The organism is Pseudoalteromonas sp. S1608, from assembly GCF_005887265.1.
Classification (GTDB): Bacteria; Pseudomonadota; Gammaproteobacteria; order Enterobacterales; family Alteromonadaceae; genus Pseudoalteromonas; species Pseudoalteromonas undina.
This window is the reverse complement of sequence record NZ_PNDK01000029.1, coordinates 1-16,969: the sequence shown is the minus strand read 5'-3', so window position 1 is coordinate 16,969 and position 16,969 is coordinate 1. Positions and strand designations below refer to the sequence as shown.

Sequence of the window (16,969 nt, the reverse complement as noted above, 5' to 3'; positions counted from 1 at the left end):
GGGAGCAGGACGCGGAAGCTTTGCTCGGTTTTTACTTAGCCCACTAGGCTACAAACCTCGCGCCGCGATTAAATCGCCCCTAGTTTGAACAAATTTTAATCGCAAAGGTCAACAGACCCTAGGACGTTTCAGCCTTTTTTGCTCGTCACTTTTACCAAATAGCGATACAATTGAGTTTGCTTATCATTCTTAATAGTGAAAGCTGCATATCCATAATTGTATTTATCTTAAAAGGACTTAATTTAATGACACCAGAACAAATTAACGCAAAATTAGCGATAAGCGAAGCTGAAAAAAAACGAGTTCTTGAAGATGAGTTTGAAAAACACTCACCTAAACCCTTTGATATTTTTAAGGGATTATTTGGCAGTTTTGCTTATATCGCATTTGTTTCATTGATGTTCCCAGACGTATTAGCTCAGCCTAGTTTTTATCTGTTGTTACTACTTATCTTAACTATAAAAGTTGAGGCGCAAGCAAAGGTGCAGCAAGCGCATAAGCGTATGGATACTTTGTATCGCTTGTTAAAAAAAGAGGCATAGCTTCTAGGGAACCTTTAGTTATTAAGTGGCAAGCTCACAGTAAATACCACCCCATTACCTTGCTCATTATTGTGCGCCGTTACTGTACCTTTGTGGTAATCACACACCAGTCTGACAATATAAAGCCCTAAACCTAAATGCGGTTGTTGCTGCATTTGTTGGCTGCGCACCGATACCATAGAATCAAAAATATGTTCAGTAAGTCCCTCAGGCAATAAGGTACCTGTATTACTTACCGTTAAGGTTGCTTTGTTTTCATTTTGCTTAAGGCTGACTTCAATTGCTGTGTTAGCTTCACTAAATTCCAAGGCATTATTAATTAGCTTATCGAGCAGTTGCGCTATAAATTCAGGGGCACCTTGCATCAATAGTGTGCTTTGGCAAATGTTGAGTGTAAATAACTGGTTAGGATAAGTAAGTTGGTAGCCCTGCATACAGCCACTAATTACTTTTTGTAAATCAAACTGCTCTGGCTCATTGCTTTGAATACTTTGCTCAAGGCGTGTTGCCTCGCTCATGGTGGTAATTATTTTTCCTAAGCGCTCAACTCCTTCGCTAGCACGTTCAAGGTATTTTTGACTCAGTTCACTTTGCTGCAAGCTTTGTAAGTTTTCAAGAGATGAACGGACAACCGCAACCGGTGTGCGCAGCTCGTGAGATAAGCGCGACGACATATTTTCTAAATAATCGGTATAGCCACCAAGTCGGCTCACTATATTTGAAAAGCTACGCGACAGGTCGCCAATTTCGTCATTGGCATCGCTGTAATTTATATGACCTGTTACTCGTCCTTGCGCATCAATGGCTTGCTCTGCTGTGTCTCGTAGTCGTCTAATACGGCTCGATATACGCGAAGCAAAAAAGAACAAAGTGACTGTGCCAATTAACATGACCGCTAAAATCACATTAAATAGTTTTTCCAGCGATTTATTACGCAGTGTACGCACGCCATTGGTGGTTTCTTCAGCTATAACTGCCCCAATCACCTTATCCTCAATCCAAATAGGATACGCAGCCGATAATATCACCGCTTTGTTATCGGGAGTGAGCCGCCACGACGAGGCCGGTTGACCTTTCAGTGCTTTGGCTAAATGAGCGCCTTGCATTGAAGCTACATCGTGTAAGGTATCTATAAATTCATCTTCAGGACGGGTTAAAATTTTATAATACAAAGGATGTAAATAGGCCTGTTCAAAGTGCTGCCACGCAGTTTTTGGCGCTTGATTTTTTAGCCCATCGGCCCATACGCCATCGGCATTTTGAATACTGCCCGATTGCGCTAATACACGGTGATGATTATCGACCACCCATATGCGACTGCCGCTGTGGCCCATGCCTTTTAATATACGGTTTATTTCAGGGGAGGGCACCAGTACCGAGCCTAAATCATTTGGGTTATTTAAGTTCGATGTAGACATAATACTAGGGGATTGTTTTGGTTGTTTACTATCAACATCAGCAATGGCAAATCCCAGTTTATTGCCAAGCATACTCAAAGGAAAGCGCAGCTCAAGGTTGTAACCTGTTTCAGTTTGTTTAAAGAAACCCTGAATTTTAGTAAAAGGCATTTTACTGTTGGCATCAAATGCGTTGACCCAGCCATCTTGGCGCGGAGCAATAATATAAGTATTAAATTGTCCATCAGGGTTTTTTAGGCCAATTTTTACATAGTCATTATTGGTAATGCTGAGGCTGTTTTTAGCACGGTAAATTACAGTGTCATCTGTGACTTTAAATACAGCATATAAGTAATTATCAAACTTACCTACCATGTGGCTAAATGATAAGTTGCTCAGTTGATGGTTATCATCGGCTGTTTGTAAGTAGCGTTTGTCATAAAGCCAAAATAGCGATTGGTAAGCGTCCCAGTCGTTGAGTTTGCCATCTAGTTGAATTGGACTCTTTAAATTATAAGCATAGAGATCGCGGCCTTTTACAACTTGATCTAAAAAGTTGGTTTGTTCGTCAAATAAAGCGGGGCGTTCGTGCAGGGCCGTTGCCAGTGCGCGTGTAGTACCTACTAGCGTTTTTTCTTGGCCTTGGCGTAAAAACTTTTCCATTTCCCATACGTACTCGTAGCCTAACCATGGCAACAAAAACAAAAAGCACGAAAGTAAAATAAATTTACTGCGTAGGCCAAATCTCAGCATGTGGGTTGCTCCCACCTGTAACCCATGCCATACACGGTATCAATGCAGTCAAACTGGCTATCGAGTGCTATAAACTTTTTGCGAATGCGTTTTACATGCGAGGTAATGGTGCTGTCATCTACATAAATTTTAGCATCGCTCATTAACTCATTACGGCTTTTAACGTGGCCAGGTCGTTGGGCGAGTGAATGCAGCATCCAAAACTCAGTTACGGTTAAATCAACCAATTGTTGCTGCCAAAGCACCTGCATGCGTTGCGTATCGAGTATTAGTTGACCACGAGTTATTAATGCATTGGCATCGGCGGGTTGCTCTAATGCTTCCATTCGGCGAAATAGCGCACCAATACGCGCGGCTAAATGCGCTAAGCTAATATCTTTGGTTAAGTAGTCATCGGCGCCCATGCGCAGGCCGCATACGGTGTCTATTTCGCTGTCGCGAGCGGTTAAAAAAATAATTGGTAAGGTTTTAGAAAGTGAACGCAAAGTTTGGCACAGTAAAAAGCCGCCATCTATTTCATGGCCTAAGCCAATATCAACAATGGCTAAATCGGGGAGTGCTTCTTTAAAAGCTACTTCTGCTTGAGGGCGGTTTTCATAACCACTTACCTGATAGCCTTGAGCGCTTAGCATTTCTATGTAGTTTTCGCGAATGGCAGTTTCATCTTCAACGATAGCTATTTTTTTCATTTTTTAATTACTCATATTGACTTAGGCGCACTATAGCGAAGTTTTTGCGCTAAGTACGGTTAAAAACACAATTGCCATTTTTTTGCCACAATTGCTCAGCAGTTTGCCATTTTTACTCCCCTTTATTGCCACTTCATGGTGTTTTAATAAAGCTATTGAAATTACCAATACAACGCAAGTGCCAACCAATAACTTGCCAACCATTATTAATAGTAAGGAATAGACCATGAAGAAAACATTAATCGCACTTACACTTGTTAGCACTTTTTGTACGCCAGTATTTGCTGCGGATACCCCATCAAAAGAAGCAAAAAAAGAAACAATTGTTGGCCTGAGCACCGGTGCAATTATTGGTGGTGTTGTTGGTGGGCCAATCGGCGCGTTTGTAGGCGCATTTGCTGGTGGTTTGATTGGCGATGCCAAGGTAGCTGAGCAAACCATTGTTGAGCAGCAGCAAGCTTTAACTGTAATGACAGAGAAAACCAACGACTACCAGCACGTACTTAATCATAACAGTCACCTAGAGGCGCAACTTGAACTACTGGCGCAACAAAATGAGCAATTAACGCAATCGCAGCTTAATAATTTATTGGCGATGACAGTGCAATTTAAAACAGGCTCTAGCGCTATTGCTCCACATTTTGCCAAGCAGCTTGATCAATTAGTTGCGTTATTAAAAAGCCAACCGCAACTCGCGCTCGATTTAAGTGGCTTTGCCGATCAGCGCGGTGCAGAGCAAGCGAACTTATTACTTTCAAAAGCCAGAGTAAACGCCGTACAAAGTTACTTAATTAAACAGGGAGTTAGCCATACACGTTTAAGCACACAAGCATTTGGCGAGCAACAAAGCATAGCAAACAGTAACACCCTTGAAGATAACTTTTTTGACAGACGCGTTACCCTGACTACCCGTGCGCTTAATCAAACGACTGATCAAACAGCAAGCAATTAATCGCAAGGCGTTCGATGGAGTGATTTATGTTGAGTAAACCCACCAAAGTGCTTACCAAGGTAAGCCTTTTTATTTTTATTATCATTGTGCTTTTGGCCAGCTTTAAAAGCCATGCACAGTCGCCAAAACTATCTTTGTTTGATAGCCAAGGAGTGGCAGTAAATCCTGGGGTTATTTTAAAAAGCGATGCAAAAATGACCCTAACAGGGCTAATTAATCATGTTGTAGTAACGCAGCACTACATAAATGAAAACCCTTTTGCCGTAAATGCACGTTATGTATTTCCTTTACCCGATGAAAGCGCCGTGCAAGCAATGACCATGCGCATTGGCGAGCGAGTTATCAAAGGTAAAATAGCAAAAAAACGCCAAGCTGAAAAACAGTACCAAGCTGCCAAAAAAGCAGGCAAACAAGCTTCATTGCTGCGACAGCAGCGTGCAAATATGTTTATTACCAATGTGGCAAATGTAGGGCCAGGAGAAGAAATAGTTATAACGCTTGAGTATCAAGAGATTATTGATTACCAACACGGAACCTTTGCGATTCATTTTCCAACCACAATTACGCCACGCTATCATGCAATAACAGGAGAAGTTAACGATGAGCAAGGTAAGGATGCGGTAAAAAGCACTAATACACCTTCGTTCACTCCACAGGGGTGGTTAAGCCCTGTTTACACAAAACAAACCAATGAGGCGGCAAATGCCAGCGATTTAAGCTTAACAATTAACATGGATATAGGCTTAGAATTGGTTGATATAAACGCTAAGTACCATCAAGTTAATATTGAAAACCCTGCATTTGGGCAATACAGCATTGTGCTAAAACCACAGCAAGCCATAAATAAAGACTTTGTACTTGAGTTTAAGCCACTACAAATAGCGCAAGCGCAAGCTGCACTTTTTACTCAGCAAGCACAAAATGGTGAGCAGTATGCGTTAGCAATGCTAATGCCGCCAAGCGATAGTTTTACTCAATCTCAGCGTTTACTGCGTGAAATGGTGTTTGTAGTTGATACCTCGGGATCTATGCATGGGCAGTCTATTGAACAAGCTAAAAAAGCGCTGTTTTACGCATTATCATTATTAGATAGTGATGATAGCTTCAATATTGTCAGTTTTAATAATGAGGTTGCAGCCATGAGTGAGACCCCATTAATTGCCAGTGACTTCAATTTACGTCGCGCAGAGCGTTTTATTTATAACTTACAAGCCGATGGCGGAACTGAAATAAAAGGCGCACTTGATGCGGTACTTGATGGTACGCAGTTTGAAGGGTTTGTACGCCAAGTTGTATTTTTAACCGATGGTAGCGTAAGTAACGAAGATCAGTTATTTAAACATATTGCGCATACTTTAGGTGATAGCCGTTTATTTACTGTGGGCATTGGTAGTGCGCCTAACCGTTATTTTATGCGTCGTGCCGCTGATATAGGCAAGGGAACTTACACCTTTATAAGCAGTGCTCATGATGTGCAGCCGAAAATGCAGCAGTTGTTTGATAAACTTGCTCACCCGGCGATGACTAATTTAGCGTTAACAAATACAAATGGAGACAGCTTAGATTTTTGGCCCTCACCTTTGCCTGACCTATATTTTGCTGAGCCTATTATGGTGGCTATTAAATTAGACACTACCGATGCAATTACTTTTACGGGGCAAACTGCGCATGGGGAGTTTAAGGTTAAGCTTAATCCGCAAGCAAGTTCAAAAGCCACAGGAATTGATAAGCTCTGGGCACGTCAAAAAATAAAGTCGTTATTGTTATACAACCAACAAAGTGTTGTAAAACAGCAAGTGCAGCAGCTCGCGCTTGAGCATCAATTACTTAGCCCATTTACTGCGTTTATTGCCATAGAAGAGACGACCATAAAAGAAGTTGCTAAACAAAGCACACAAGTGGCTAATACTATGCCACAAGGAATGAGTATGCGCTTGCCGCAAACTGATGGGCAAAGCAAAATACATATTGTGTTTGGAGCATTACTGCTACTAGGTGGTCTGTTGTTAGTAAGGCGCTGTAAATGAAAAAGTGGCTAAGCATAGGTTTACTTGCCTTAGGGCTGAGCTTGTTTGGCCATGGTGTATACATGCAGGCAAAGGCGTGGCTTGCACAAGTGTTAATAGAGCAAGCTTGGCAAACGACCATCAAATCTTCCAATAAAAAAATTAAGCCGTGGTTTTATGCTGATAGCTACCCGGTGGCACAAATAATATGGCCAAAGCATAATAAACGACTAACCGTGCTTGATGGTGCAAGTGGTAGAAACTTAGCGTTTGCGCCGAGCCACTTTTTACCAGCTGGGGAGTTAGGTGGGGTTAATTTTGGTAATTCGCAAGGAGCACTTATTGCTGGCCACAACGATACCCACTTTGCGTTTTTAAAAAACGCTAAAGTGGGGGAGCAATTTTCTCTACAACTTAAAAATGGCCAAGTGCAGCATTATTCAGTAACACATGTTGAGGTAATTAATCAGTACAACACCGATTTTTTGCAGCAATCAGGGCTGTATTTATTAACCTGTTACCCTTTTGATTCGCTGGCCTCGGGTACCGATTTAAGGTGGTTAGTGTCGGCAGAAATATCCTCACCCGAAGTTGAGTTAGGAATATCAACCACTAGTTCTTGATGGCGTTGACTAATCATTACGCCTATAAACACCACAAATATGCTGATCCACTGGCCAAGAGTTAGTACTTCGTTGAGGATAATGGCTGACAAAATTAAAGTGAAAATAGGGATTAAATTAGAGTAAGCCGCGGCGGTTAATACCGACACTTTACTAATCGCGTAGTTGTACATGCCGTACCCACCCAAAGTAACACAAGAGCCTAAGTACAAAATGCTCATTAGTGCGGTTAAATCGTGTTGGTTTTCACTAGGTAGGTCAATAAATAATAAAAACGGAGCAAAAAACAAACTACCACTCACGCCTTGCAGAGCAATCAATGTGAGTGGGGAATAACGGTTAGCTAAATGTTTTATACACACGGTATAAAATGCCGCGCACACCATGGCCATTAATTCTAAAAAATTCCCCAGTAATGGGTTTGGGGCTTGGCTTGAACTCGGTGAGAGCAAGGTCAGTAAAATACTACCACCAATACACAGCGTAAAACCCACCACAATAGCTTTACTAATATGCTCTTTGAGCATGAAAAACGCTAAGAATGCCACAATAATGGGTAAACAAGAAACAATCACCCCCGCCTGAGACGCTGAAGTGTACTCCATTGCATGCCCTTCAAATAAAAAGTACAAGCAAGGCTCTGCCAGCGACATGCCAAATAAGTACTTCCAATCGCCTTTTAAATATTCAAAACGAATTACGTAACGCCATAAACATAACGAAATCAGTAAAGTGGTGAGCATACGTAAAAATATCACCAAGGCAGGATCATAAATCGCAATCGCGTATTTAAGTGCAATAAAGGAGCTACCCCACAAAAAGGTGGCAATAATTAAACATAAACTGGCAGGCATAAGGCGTAATTTAAACGGTTGAATATAGTGCGATCCTAGCATGCAGAGGGGGTGATTGAATATTTTTTACTTGTTCAAAAATACCGAACTGGTATAAATAAATTCATCATTTATTGCGCTAAGTAAAAAACATGCAAAGGGATCAGGTCGTAGTTGTAAAGCTAGGTACAAGCGTACTCACTGGCGGTACCGATAAGTTAGACAAAGCACATATGGTGGAACTTGTTCGCCAATGCAGTGAGCTAAAAAAGCAAGGTCATCACGTTATTTTAGTATCAAGCGGTGCGGTCGCCGCAGGTCGCGAACAGCTATTAAAGCCCTGTGGGCGCACATTAATAGACAAACAAATGTTGGCCGCCATTGGACAGGGGCAGCTCATTCATATTTGGCAAAGCTTATTTGCGTTGTATGGCATTAACGTCGGGCAAATGCTACTAACGCGCGCGGATGTTGACGACAGAGAGCGCTATTTAAATGCCCGCGATACCCTCAATGCCCTATTAAATTACGATGTAGTGCCGATCATTAATGAAAATGACGCAGTTGCTACTAGCGAAATAAAAGTAGGTGACAACGATAACTTGTCGGCATTGGTGGCTATTTTAGCCAATGCCGATAAATTGCTGCTACTGACCGACCAACAAGGGTTATTTACCAGCGATCCGCGCACCGACATTAACGCCACCTTGATTGACGAAGTTACTCATATTAATGATGAGTTACGCCAACTTGCGGGTGGCAGCGGTACAAACCTAGGCACAGGGGGTATGGCAACCAAACTACAGGCGGCAGATATTGCCAGAAGAGCTGGGGTTGAGGTGATTATTGCCAAAGGCGCTGATGAAAACGTGATTTTAAAATGCATGAGCGAGCAACTGCCAGGTACTCGTTTTTTAAAACTTACCGCCCCTAAAGATGGCCGAAAAAAATGGTTATTGGCAGGGCCTAAAAGTAGCGGCCAAATTTTGATTGATGCCGGTGCGGTGCATGCATTGCAATCTAAGGGCGCCAGTTTACTTGCTAAAGGCATTACGCGTGCAATTGGTGAATTTGAACGTGGAGATTTAATTAACTTAATTGATGTAAACGAGCAAATTATTGCACGGGGATTAACTCGCTTTAGCCATCTTGAAATCGATAAAATAAAAGGCGCACATTCTAATCAAATCAGCCAATTACTTGATTACGATAGCGGCGTGGAAGTGCTACACAGAGATGATATGGTGGTGTTGTAATTAAGCACTTTTTTAACGATATAGCGCAACGTATAATCCGCTTATAGTGTTGCGCTTTTTTGTGTTAAAATCTTGCACCTTAAATTTGTTGTAAAGAGTATTGAAGATGAAATTAGTTCGCTGGGTTTTAGGTTGTATCATCTTATTTTTTAATTTTGTTTTTACGCCGCGTAGCAAAAAACGTGATCCGCAAGAGCAAACTAAGCTTGATCAGCAAACCGCACAATTTAAGCTCTATCAATTCAAAGCATGCCCTTTTTGTGTAAAAGTGCGCCGTTCAATTAAGCGTGAAGGCTTAAAAATTGAAACACGCGATGCAAAAAATGATGAGCAATACCGCCAAGAGCTATTAGAGCAAGGCGGAAAAGTTAAAGTACCTTGTTTACGTATTGAGCAAGATGGCCAAGTAAAATGGCTTTATGAATCAAACGATATTATTGCTTACTTAAACAAAGTAGCCGCTTAAAATATTTATTGGTATTTCATACCATCTCACTTATTAAAAGAGACATTACCATGACAATTCGTACCCGTGTTGCTCCGTCGCCAACTGGTGACCCGCATCTTGGCACCGCTTACATTGCCTTATTTAACTACTGTTTTGCTAAACAGCAAGGCGGTGAATTTGTACTTCGTATTGAAGATACTGACCAAGTTCGCAGCACACCTGAATCTGAACAAGCCATCATGGATAGCTTACGCTGGTTAGGCCTTGAATGGGATCATGGTCCTGATGTAGGTGGTGAGTTTGGTCCATACCGTCAATCTGAGCGCAGTGATTTATATAAAAAATACGCTCATCAGTTAGTTGAAGACGGCAAAGCATTTTATTGTTTTGCAACCAGCGAAGAACTGGACCAAATGCGTGAAGAGCAAATGGCCGAAGGTCTGCGTCCTAAATACGATGGTCGTGGCTTAAACCATACAGAAGACGAAATTAAAGCAAACCTAGCTGCTGGTAAACCGTACGTTATACGTATGAAAATCCCAAGCGAAGGTACCTTTAAGTTTAACGATTACCTACGCGACGAAATTGAGATCCCGTGGGAAAACGTAGACATGCAAGTGCTATTAAAAGCGGATGGTTTTCCAACGTACTTTTTAGCTAACGTGGTGGATGATCACCATATGCAAATTAGCCATATTTTCCGTGGTGAAGAGTGGATAAACTCAGCGCCTAAGCTATTAAAACTGTATGAAGATTTTGGTTGGGAAGCACCGGTACTAGGTCACTTACCATTACTGCGTAATCCAGATAAATCAAAACTGTCTAAGCGTAAAAATCCAACGTCTATTAATTACTACAAAGAAATGGGTTACTTACCAGAAGCGGTACTAAACTACTTAGGCCGTATGGGTTGGTCAATGCCTGATGAGCGTGAAAAGTTCACCCTTAATGAGATGATTGAACATTTTGACATGAAGCGTGTATCGCTTGGTGGCCCAGTATTCGACGTAGACAAGTTAAGCTGGTTAAACGGTATGTGGATCCGCGAAAACTTAACTGATGCAGAGCTAATGCAGCGTTTTGTTGACTGGAAATTTAATGGCGACATGCTTGCTAAAGTATTACCGGAAGCTAAAACGCGTATAAATACGCTCTCTGACATGGTTGATTTAGCAGGGCACTTTGTAGGCGGCATACCGACTTACGATCCAGCGCTATTAACAGCCGGTAAAGCTGACGAAGATGTTATTCGCCAAGCATTACAATTTTTTGTATGGCAGCTAGAAGGCTTACGTAGCTTTGAAAAACCAGCTATTTTTGCAATTGCAAAAGAAGTCGCTACCTTCCACGAGCTTAAAATTAAAGACTTCTTAGAGCCTATATTTGTGGCTATTACCGGCAAAACATCATCTACCTCGGTATTAGATGCAATGGAGATTTTAGGATCAGATCTATCGCGTGCACGTTTACGTGTTGCGCTTGCCCATTTAGGTATTTCTAAAAAGCAGGCTAAAAAGATAGAACGCGCATACCGCGATTACCCAAGTGCGTAATCGTGTATACAGATTCAAAAGCCGCTTAATTTAAGCGGCTTTTTTGTGCCTGTAATTCTAAGATGGAGTTGCCAGCATAGGGTAAGTAAATAGGAAAAAGTGAAACACGTTAACGAGCCAATGACATAAAATGGCCCATTCTAATCGGCTTGTTTTATAGTAAATATAGCCATAACCAAAACCTGCTACGGCCGCCACGAGCATATAATGAGTACCCGCTGAAAAGTGTGCCAGTGAAAATACACAAGTACTGATCACCGGTGCGAGCAGTGCAAACCTGCTCGGGGTTATTAGTTTTGAAAGCTTAGTTTGTATCACTCCCCTAAATAATGCCTCTTCTGCAACGCAGGTAAAAAGTAGGTTGATAGCTATAAATAACAACCAAAATTCAGGTACTTTTGGCGCAAATTCAACAAGGCCCAATATTAAAGCAGTTATAAGCGCCGCTAAAATGGTGATAGTTATAATTAAAATAGGGTAGCCGATAGTCACTGGCTTTGCCGTTTTATTTTTTGCAAAAAAATAAGCGCTCAGCATTAAACCCGCTAATGCTTTATCGAAATTAGCATACAGGGTAAATGCAATTGCGTTACTGGTGACTTGTTCATTAACAACAATTGGCAGGTTATTAAAACCCGCAAACCAATGTAAGGCTAACCCGAGTGAGGCTGTTATAAATAAAGACGTTAGAACATTACGTTTTAACGCTGAGGTTGCCAATAGCGTAAAGTGAAACAATCCCACATAAACAGCTATAACAGCAACCGCGGTTAAGTTTATATATTCTTGATAATAGGCAGTAATAACACTTAGCAGCAATAAGTATTGCCATAATGGTTGGCGAAATACAGTGAGTTTACACTGTGGGAAAACACATAAAATAGCGGCAGCTAAAAAGTAAAAAGTCATTGGCAAATACAGCTTGTTGTTTGATAGGGGAAATGAGAGAAAACGAATTACATAGCGTTATAGTCTCAATTAGATAATTTTGAGCTATTAATAATTATAGGCTTGTCCGGTACAAATAACGGCTAAATCACAATTGTAGCGAGATACTGATTGGCATTGCTCTAGTGTAAATGCATTGCCACCTAAATAAAGCACATCGTTTTTAAGGGATTCTATAGCTTGTGATTTCAAGCGGTTATAGCTAATTGAGGATGTTCGCGTATTATCTGATTCATCGCAGCTTTCGCCTTTTATTCCACCAAGGGGGCTTGCACCTCTATCGAGAGCGTCCTGAACACTGTAAAACTGCTCTAGGCCACGTTTTTTAATGTGGCTTGAAACGTGTTCTGATAAAACGTCGTCGTCGATATTGGTTGTGTAAGTAACGTTATTACAGCCAGTTAAAAATGAAACCGCGCATATTAATAAAGAAAAATACTTCATTAGTTAATCCCTTAAACTCGTATTTTCCTAATTTACTTAGTAAATTAGCGAGTTGCAAATTATCATTTTTCGCCTTTATTAAACAGATTCGACCTCTCAAGATTTTTTTTCTGGTAGTATAGCTAGGTTATAAGCAGTTTAAGCAGTGAACACACTATGTTAAGTCCTTACTATCAGCAGCATGCTGATTATGTTTCAATTTCTCGTGAGCAAGGTTGTCGCTTTGCTAAATGTGTAGCCGACGACTACAACCCGCTTCATGATAAAGACGCTAAAAAGTTTTGCGCACCAGGAGACTTACTTTTTTCTCTAGTGTTAGACCGCTATGGCATTAGTGAGCGAATGGAGTTTACCTTTGCCGGTATGGTTGATGAAAATACCAAGCTAAATTTTCCAGAACAACCAGGAGAAGAGTTTGATGTAACCCATGGCGAAAAAGTAATTTTAAAGGTTAAACGCGACGGTAAAACCAGTAAATGCCCAACACTTACAAACAGTCTAATAAAAAATTATGTTGAGTTCTCAGGTGCTGCGTTCCCGCATGTAATTATTCCTTTAATGGGCAAGCAAGAGGTAATGATAAACCCTGCGCGCCCTATGATTATTTATGAATCAATGATCATTAACCTTAATAACATTGATATTAAATCACCGACCCTAGAGTTTGCAGAGCCAAGTTTTGAATACGCTGGTAAACGCGGCAAAATAACCTTGCGCTTTAATTTATTAGAAAACGGCGAAAAGGTGGGTTTTGGTGAAAAACACATGGTGGTATCGGGTATTCGTGAATACTGTCAAAGCACCGTAGATGATTTAATTGCATTTTATAATGAGCGTAAAGCCACATTAAAACCGGCTTAAATACTTCATTTTACTTAGGCGCTATTTAGCGCCTTTTTTATTACTTAAGCTCAGGTATAATAGCGTTCTTTGTTATTTTAAAGCCAAGCTTATGTCTGCCACATCGTTCTCATCACTAGCCCTAGACCCGTTACTATTAACGGCAATAGAGCAAAATAATTACACTACGCCTACCGCCATTCAGCACAAAACGATACCGCCAATTTTAGCGGGCAAAGACGTTATGGGCAGCGCTCAAACTGGTACTGGTAAAACAGCCGCTTTTGTTTTGCCGCTATTACATAAGCTTTTAAATACCGCTAAAAAAGACGAACCAGGCATTGCCCGTGTGGTTATTTTAACGCCCACCCGTGAACTTGCTCAGCAAGTATTTGCAAGCTTTGAAAAATACGCACAAGGTACAGATATAAAAGGTGCACTTGCCTATGGTGGCGCAAGTATTGGCCCACAAATTAAAGCGCTTAAAACAGCACAAGTAATAGTGGCAACGCCTGGGCGCTTACTTGATCATATAGTGAAGGGCAGTGTGGTGCTTTCAAGCGTGGATTCTTTGGTATTTGATGAAGCAGACCGCATGCTTGATATGGGCTTTATTGACGAAATTAAACGAATACTGCGTCATATCCCAGGCGATCGTCAAACCTTACTGTTTTCCGCCACCTTTGATGACAGTGTTTTTGAGCTAAGTAAAAAGCTACTTAAAGACCCTGAGCTTATTGAAGTCGATAAGCGCAACTCAGCGGCAGTAGAAGTAGAGCAAGTTATTTACGCTGTAGATGAAGATAGAAAGCGCGAACTGGTATCGCACATGATTGGCATGAAAAACTGGCGCCAAGTACTTATATTCACCCGCACAAAACAAATGGCCGATAAGCTTGCCAAAGAAATGTGTAAAGATGGTTTAAAAACCGAATCTATTCATGGTGATAAATCACAAGGTGCTCGCGACCGCGCATTACAAAACTTCAAAGAAGGCAGTACGCGTGTTTTAGTGGCCACCGATGTAGCGGCGCGCGGTTTAGACATACCGGCACTTAAATACGTAATTAACTTTGAATTGCCATACATAGCTGAAGATTATGTGCATCGTATTGGCCGTACAGGACGAGCTGGCGAGCAAGGCCTTGCAATGTCATTAGTGAGCTTAGATGAGCAATGGTTACTTGAAGAAATTGAAGTACTGCTTGATACGCGTTTAGCCCCACAATGGCTTGAAGGCTATGAACCTGATTTAAATAAGCCGCCTAAAGATAACCGTAAAAACACTAACAAAGCGCGTAAAGATCGCGATAAAAAACGTATTACAGGGCAAAGAGCGCCAAATAGAAGACGTAAATAAAAGCGTTCAGTTTTTAGCTATCAGTTGTCAGTAAAAAAGAGCCCAACACGGCGTTAAATTTAGCGCCGTGGTTTGCTGCATCTTCTTAATTCACTACCTCTCCCTGTTAGTTCTTTTTAGCACACAGCTTAAGTGTTAAGTCATTGTATTGTTTACATGTAATCAATAAAGTGTAATTATTTTGTCGAGAATGAAATCAGGTGATTGAAGCGAAAAATATAAAAAAGGAAGTGAAATTGGATTATCTCAATTGGTTGAAAAAGGAATACGCTGAGCTAGGTAATGTGTCAGACGAAACTATTAATGCTCATATAAACTCAGCAAAAATGGACTCTCAGCTATTTAGGGAGTTTATCAAAGTCTTAGGATTTTTAATTTTTGTGGTTCCATTCAATTTGTATCTATCTATTTCAGGGGTGGTCACTTTTAATAGTATTTACTATTGGCTTATTGTGATCTTTTCGAGTTTTATTGGGGTTTTTGTTGCATTGTATTGCGAGCAAACCTTAATTAAAAAACAGCTAAAAAAAACAATCCACGATAAACACAGTAATAAAATATAAATTTAAAAAGAAATTGACCGGCGAATTACATTATAAAAATAAAAAGGCAAGCCATAAAGTTGTAGTAGCTCATATCTGATCGTACAGCTGAGGAGAATTAGTTTAGATTTCACCTGACAAGCAGCTATGAGCGAGAAGCGGTCATTGATATTGGCTAAATATCGTCGTTAATTGATTTGTTAAACTGTTCCTTGCGCATATATTCATGAAAATGAGCGATGCGCGCATATTGTTCTATTTAACTTTTCTTTAAAGTTTTAGAAAACTTAGTGATAGTAATACCTTAGGTTATTTGTTAAAACTATATATAGTAGACAAATGAGCGTGGAGTCGGCAGAAATATGCGCGATGAGCGCACTATTAAATTGTTATGTTCTTTGAATGGATTTAGTGGATTGAATAAAAGCGGAAAATTTAAACTTTGGTTATTAGCTTTAGTTGTCTGCATTGTTGGCTTTCAGTTTTCTGAGCCAAGCATGACTTTTTATGCTAACCCGTTTTATATCGGCAGCTTCGTTTTCGCTATAGCAATATTGATAAATACCCTGAATTACTTTTGTCCACAGTGTAAAAGAAATCAAGTTGTGGTTTCGTTAAAGCAGTTTAAGCTACCTAATGATACATGCCGCAATTGTGGTTATACGTTCGGCAAAAATGATGTTAAATAACTTCAGTGGCTTAGAACATAACAAAAAAATTAAGTCACTCACTGCGTTCGCTGGGACGCATACATGCGGGGCGGCTTCGCCATTATGCCCCACATGCCTGCGCCCCTTATTTAAAAGTTATGCCTAGGAGTTACAATGCCAGTTATCGCAGACACACCAAAACCTCCATACTTTGCTGTAATTTTCACTTCTACACGCACGGAAGGTGATAATGGGTACGGTAAGATGGCAAATAGGATGGTTGAATTAGCAGAAAAACAGCCTGGTTATTTGGGAGTGGAATCAGCAAGAGAAGATGTTGGCATAACAGTATCTTATTGGACAGATCTCGATTCAATTAAAAAGTGGAAAGCTAACTCAGAGCATTTAGAAGCTCAAAAAACTGGACGTAAATCTTGGTACGAATCTTTCAAAGTTCGTATTTCAAAAGTAGAACGAGATTACGGCATATAACAAGAGCTTTAAACAGAACTTGCTCCTCACCCGTTTTAGCCTGTTAATTAGGCGTTGTTAGAAGCAATGCAAATTTTTGAGTACAACCATACTATGATAAACAAGCTTGATAATCCGAATAAAGAAGTTGCCAATCAAATTTTCGAGGTCTTTCAAAATTCTTATAAAGTTGAAGCTAAACTTATTGGTACTCTTAATTTTCCACCGTTATCGCGCAGTGCCAAAGATATAGAAAGTTCCAAAACCCTATTTTATGGTTTTTTTGAAAATGGATTTATTGCCGCAGTTATAGAGATTACTTTAAAAGGTAAGCATTTAGAGATCGACAGCTTAACTGTTGACCCAAGTTATTTTAGGAAAGGCATTGCAAACAAATTACTTAGTTACGTTCTTGGCTCATTCGAATATACAAAAGCCATTGTAGAAACGGCTGTAGCTAACGAGCCTGCAATAAAGTTGTACAAAAAGCATGGCTTTGTGGAGTTCAAACGGTGGACTCCATCTCATGGCATCGAAAAACTAGCTTTGTTCAAACCTCACAGATCAAGTTAGTACTTATTAAAATAAACGAAGCTAACTACTTGAACTGGCTTATTTTATGTAGCTTATCATTCTGCCCGAACCCCGAACCCCGAACCCCG

17 protein-coding genes are annotated in these 16,969 nt (G+C 40.5%); 12 read left to right on the top strand and 5 right to left on the bottom strand.

From position 1 onward, the window contains the following. Positions 1-245 precede the first annotated feature (245 nt). Positions 246-542, top strand: a complete 297-nt coding sequence (locus tag CWB75_RS12760) for a hypothetical protein (RefSeq protein ID WP_138570845.1) — start codon at positions 246-248, stop codon at positions 540-542. Between the two features lie 14 nt (positions 543-556). Here the strand turns inward: CWB75_RS12760 and pdsS are convergent, their stop codons facing one another. Continuing rightward, complete coding sequence (gene pdsS, locus CWB75_RS12755) at positions 557-2,692, bottom strand: proteobacterial dedicated sortase system histidine kinase (protein WP_138570844.1); 2,136 nt, start codon at positions 2,690-2,692, stop codon at positions 557-559. Further along, a complete protein-coding gene (gene pdsR, locus CWB75_RS12750) occupies positions 2,686-3,381 on the bottom strand; it encodes a proteobacterial dedicated sortase system response regulator (protein WP_138570843.1) in 696 nt (231 codons plus the stop codon). Before pdsR ends, pdsS begins: the two co-directional genes overlap by 7 nt. A 226-nt stretch (positions 3,382-3,607) precedes the next feature. On the opposite strand from pdsR, the gene pdsO reads away from it, so the two are divergent. Genes pdsO through CWB75_RS12730 form a run of 3 tightly spaced genes read left to right on the top strand, consistent with a single transcriptional unit; the run spans position 3,608 to position 6,962 of the window. Next, a complete protein-coding gene (gene pdsO / locus CWB75_RS12740; protein WP_109874196.1) occupies positions 3,608-4,333 on the top strand; it encodes a sortase-associated OmpA-like protein PdsO in 726 nt (241 codons plus the stop codon). A gap of 26 nt (positions 4,334-4,359) precedes the next feature. Further along, the gene (locus tag CWB75_RS12735; RefSeq protein ID WP_138570842.1) at positions 4,360-6,360 is read left to right on the top strand and encodes a marine proteobacterial sortase target protein; all 2,001 of its coding nucleotides are present in this window, start codon (positions 4,360-4,362) and stop codon (positions 6,358-6,360) included. Then, positions 6,357-6,962, top strand: coding sequence for a class GN sortase (locus tag CWB75_RS12730; RefSeq protein ID WP_138570841.1), 606 nt, complete (start codon positions 6,357-6,359; stop codon positions 6,960-6,962). Before CWB75_RS12735 ends, CWB75_RS12730 begins: the two co-directional genes overlap by 4 nt. Here CWB75_RS12730 and CWB75_RS12725 read toward each other — a convergent pair. After that, positions 6,857-7,816 carry a DMT family transporter gene (locus tag CWB75_RS12725; RefSeq protein ID WP_138570840.1) on the bottom strand — a complete coding sequence of 320 codons (960 nt, stop codon included), beginning with the start codon at positions 7,814-7,816 and terminating at the stop codon, positions 6,857-6,859. The genes CWB75_RS12730 and CWB75_RS12725 overlap by 106 nt on opposite strands. Positions 7,817-7,947: 131 nt before the next feature. On the opposite strand from CWB75_RS12725, the gene proB reads away from it, so the two are divergent. The 3 genes from proB to gltX all read left to right on the top strand — a co-directional run bounded on the left by proB (position 7,948) and on the right by gltX (position 11,052). Next, a complete protein-coding gene (gene proB / locus CWB75_RS12720; protein WP_138570839.1) occupies positions 7,948-9,051 on the top strand; it encodes a glutamate 5-kinase in 1,104 nt (367 codons plus the stop codon). Positions 9,052-9,157: 106 nt separating this feature from the next. Next, the gene (locus CWB75_RS12715; RefSeq protein ID WP_008111110.1) at positions 9,158-9,517 is read left to right on the top strand and encodes a glutaredoxin family protein; all 360 of its coding nucleotides are present in this window, start codon (positions 9,158-9,160) and stop codon (positions 9,515-9,517) included. Positions 9,518-9,567: 50 nt separating this feature from the next. Further along, complete coding sequence (gltX, locus tag CWB75_RS12710) at positions 9,568-11,052, top strand: glutamate--tRNA ligase (protein WP_008111109.1); 1,485 nt, start codon at positions 9,568-9,570, stop codon at positions 11,050-11,052. A 57-nt stretch (positions 11,053-11,109) separates the two neighbouring features. On the opposite strand, the gene CWB75_RS12705 is transcribed toward gltX, so the two are convergent. Together CWB75_RS12705 and CWB75_RS12700 are read right to left on the bottom strand one after the other, a co-directional pair. Then, positions 11,110-11,961 (bottom strand): CPBP family intramembrane glutamic endopeptidase, encoded by an 852-nt coding sequence (locus CWB75_RS12705; protein WP_138570838.1) that lies wholly within the window; start codon positions 11,959-11,961, stop codon positions 11,110-11,112. A gap of 87 nt (positions 11,962-12,048) precedes the next feature. Then, complete coding sequence (locus CWB75_RS12700) at positions 12,049-12,444, bottom strand: hypothetical protein (RefSeq protein ID WP_138570837.1); 396 nt, start codon at positions 12,442-12,444, stop codon at positions 12,049-12,051. A gap of 156 nt (positions 12,445-12,600) precedes the next feature. Between CWB75_RS12700 and CWB75_RS12695 the strand changes: the two genes are divergently transcribed. From CWB75_RS12695 to CWB75_RS12670, 5 genes are all read left to right on the top strand, one after another. Beyond that, a complete protein-coding gene (locus CWB75_RS12695; RefSeq protein WP_138570836.1) occupies positions 12,601-13,305 on the top strand; it encodes a DUF3581 domain-containing protein in 705 nt (234 codons plus the stop codon). A 91-nt stretch (positions 13,306-13,396) separates the two neighbouring features. Continuing rightward, positions 13,397-14,644 carry a DEAD/DEAH box helicase gene (locus CWB75_RS12690; protein WP_138570835.1) on the top strand — a complete coding sequence of 416 codons (1,248 nt, stop codon included), beginning with the start codon at positions 13,397-13,399 and terminating at the stop codon, positions 14,642-14,644. A gap of 200 nt (positions 14,645-14,844) precedes the next feature. After that, a complete protein-coding gene (locus CWB75_RS12685) occupies positions 14,845-15,207 on the top strand; it encodes a hypothetical protein (RefSeq protein ID WP_249362329.1) in 363 nt (120 codons plus the stop codon). Between the two features lie 803 nt (positions 15,208-16,010). Next, on the top strand, positions 16,011-16,328 hold the full coding sequence (locus tag CWB75_RS12675) for an antibiotic biosynthesis monooxygenase family protein (protein ID WP_028833903.1): 318 nt from the start codon (positions 16,011-16,013) through the stop codon (positions 16,326-16,328). A 93-nt stretch (positions 16,329-16,421) separates the two neighbouring features. Then, entirely contained in the window at positions 16,422-16,880 is a 459-nt protein-coding gene (locus CWB75_RS12670) for a GNAT family N-acetyltransferase (RefSeq protein ID WP_138570846.1), read from the top strand. Positions 16,881-16,969 lie beyond the last annotated feature (89 nt).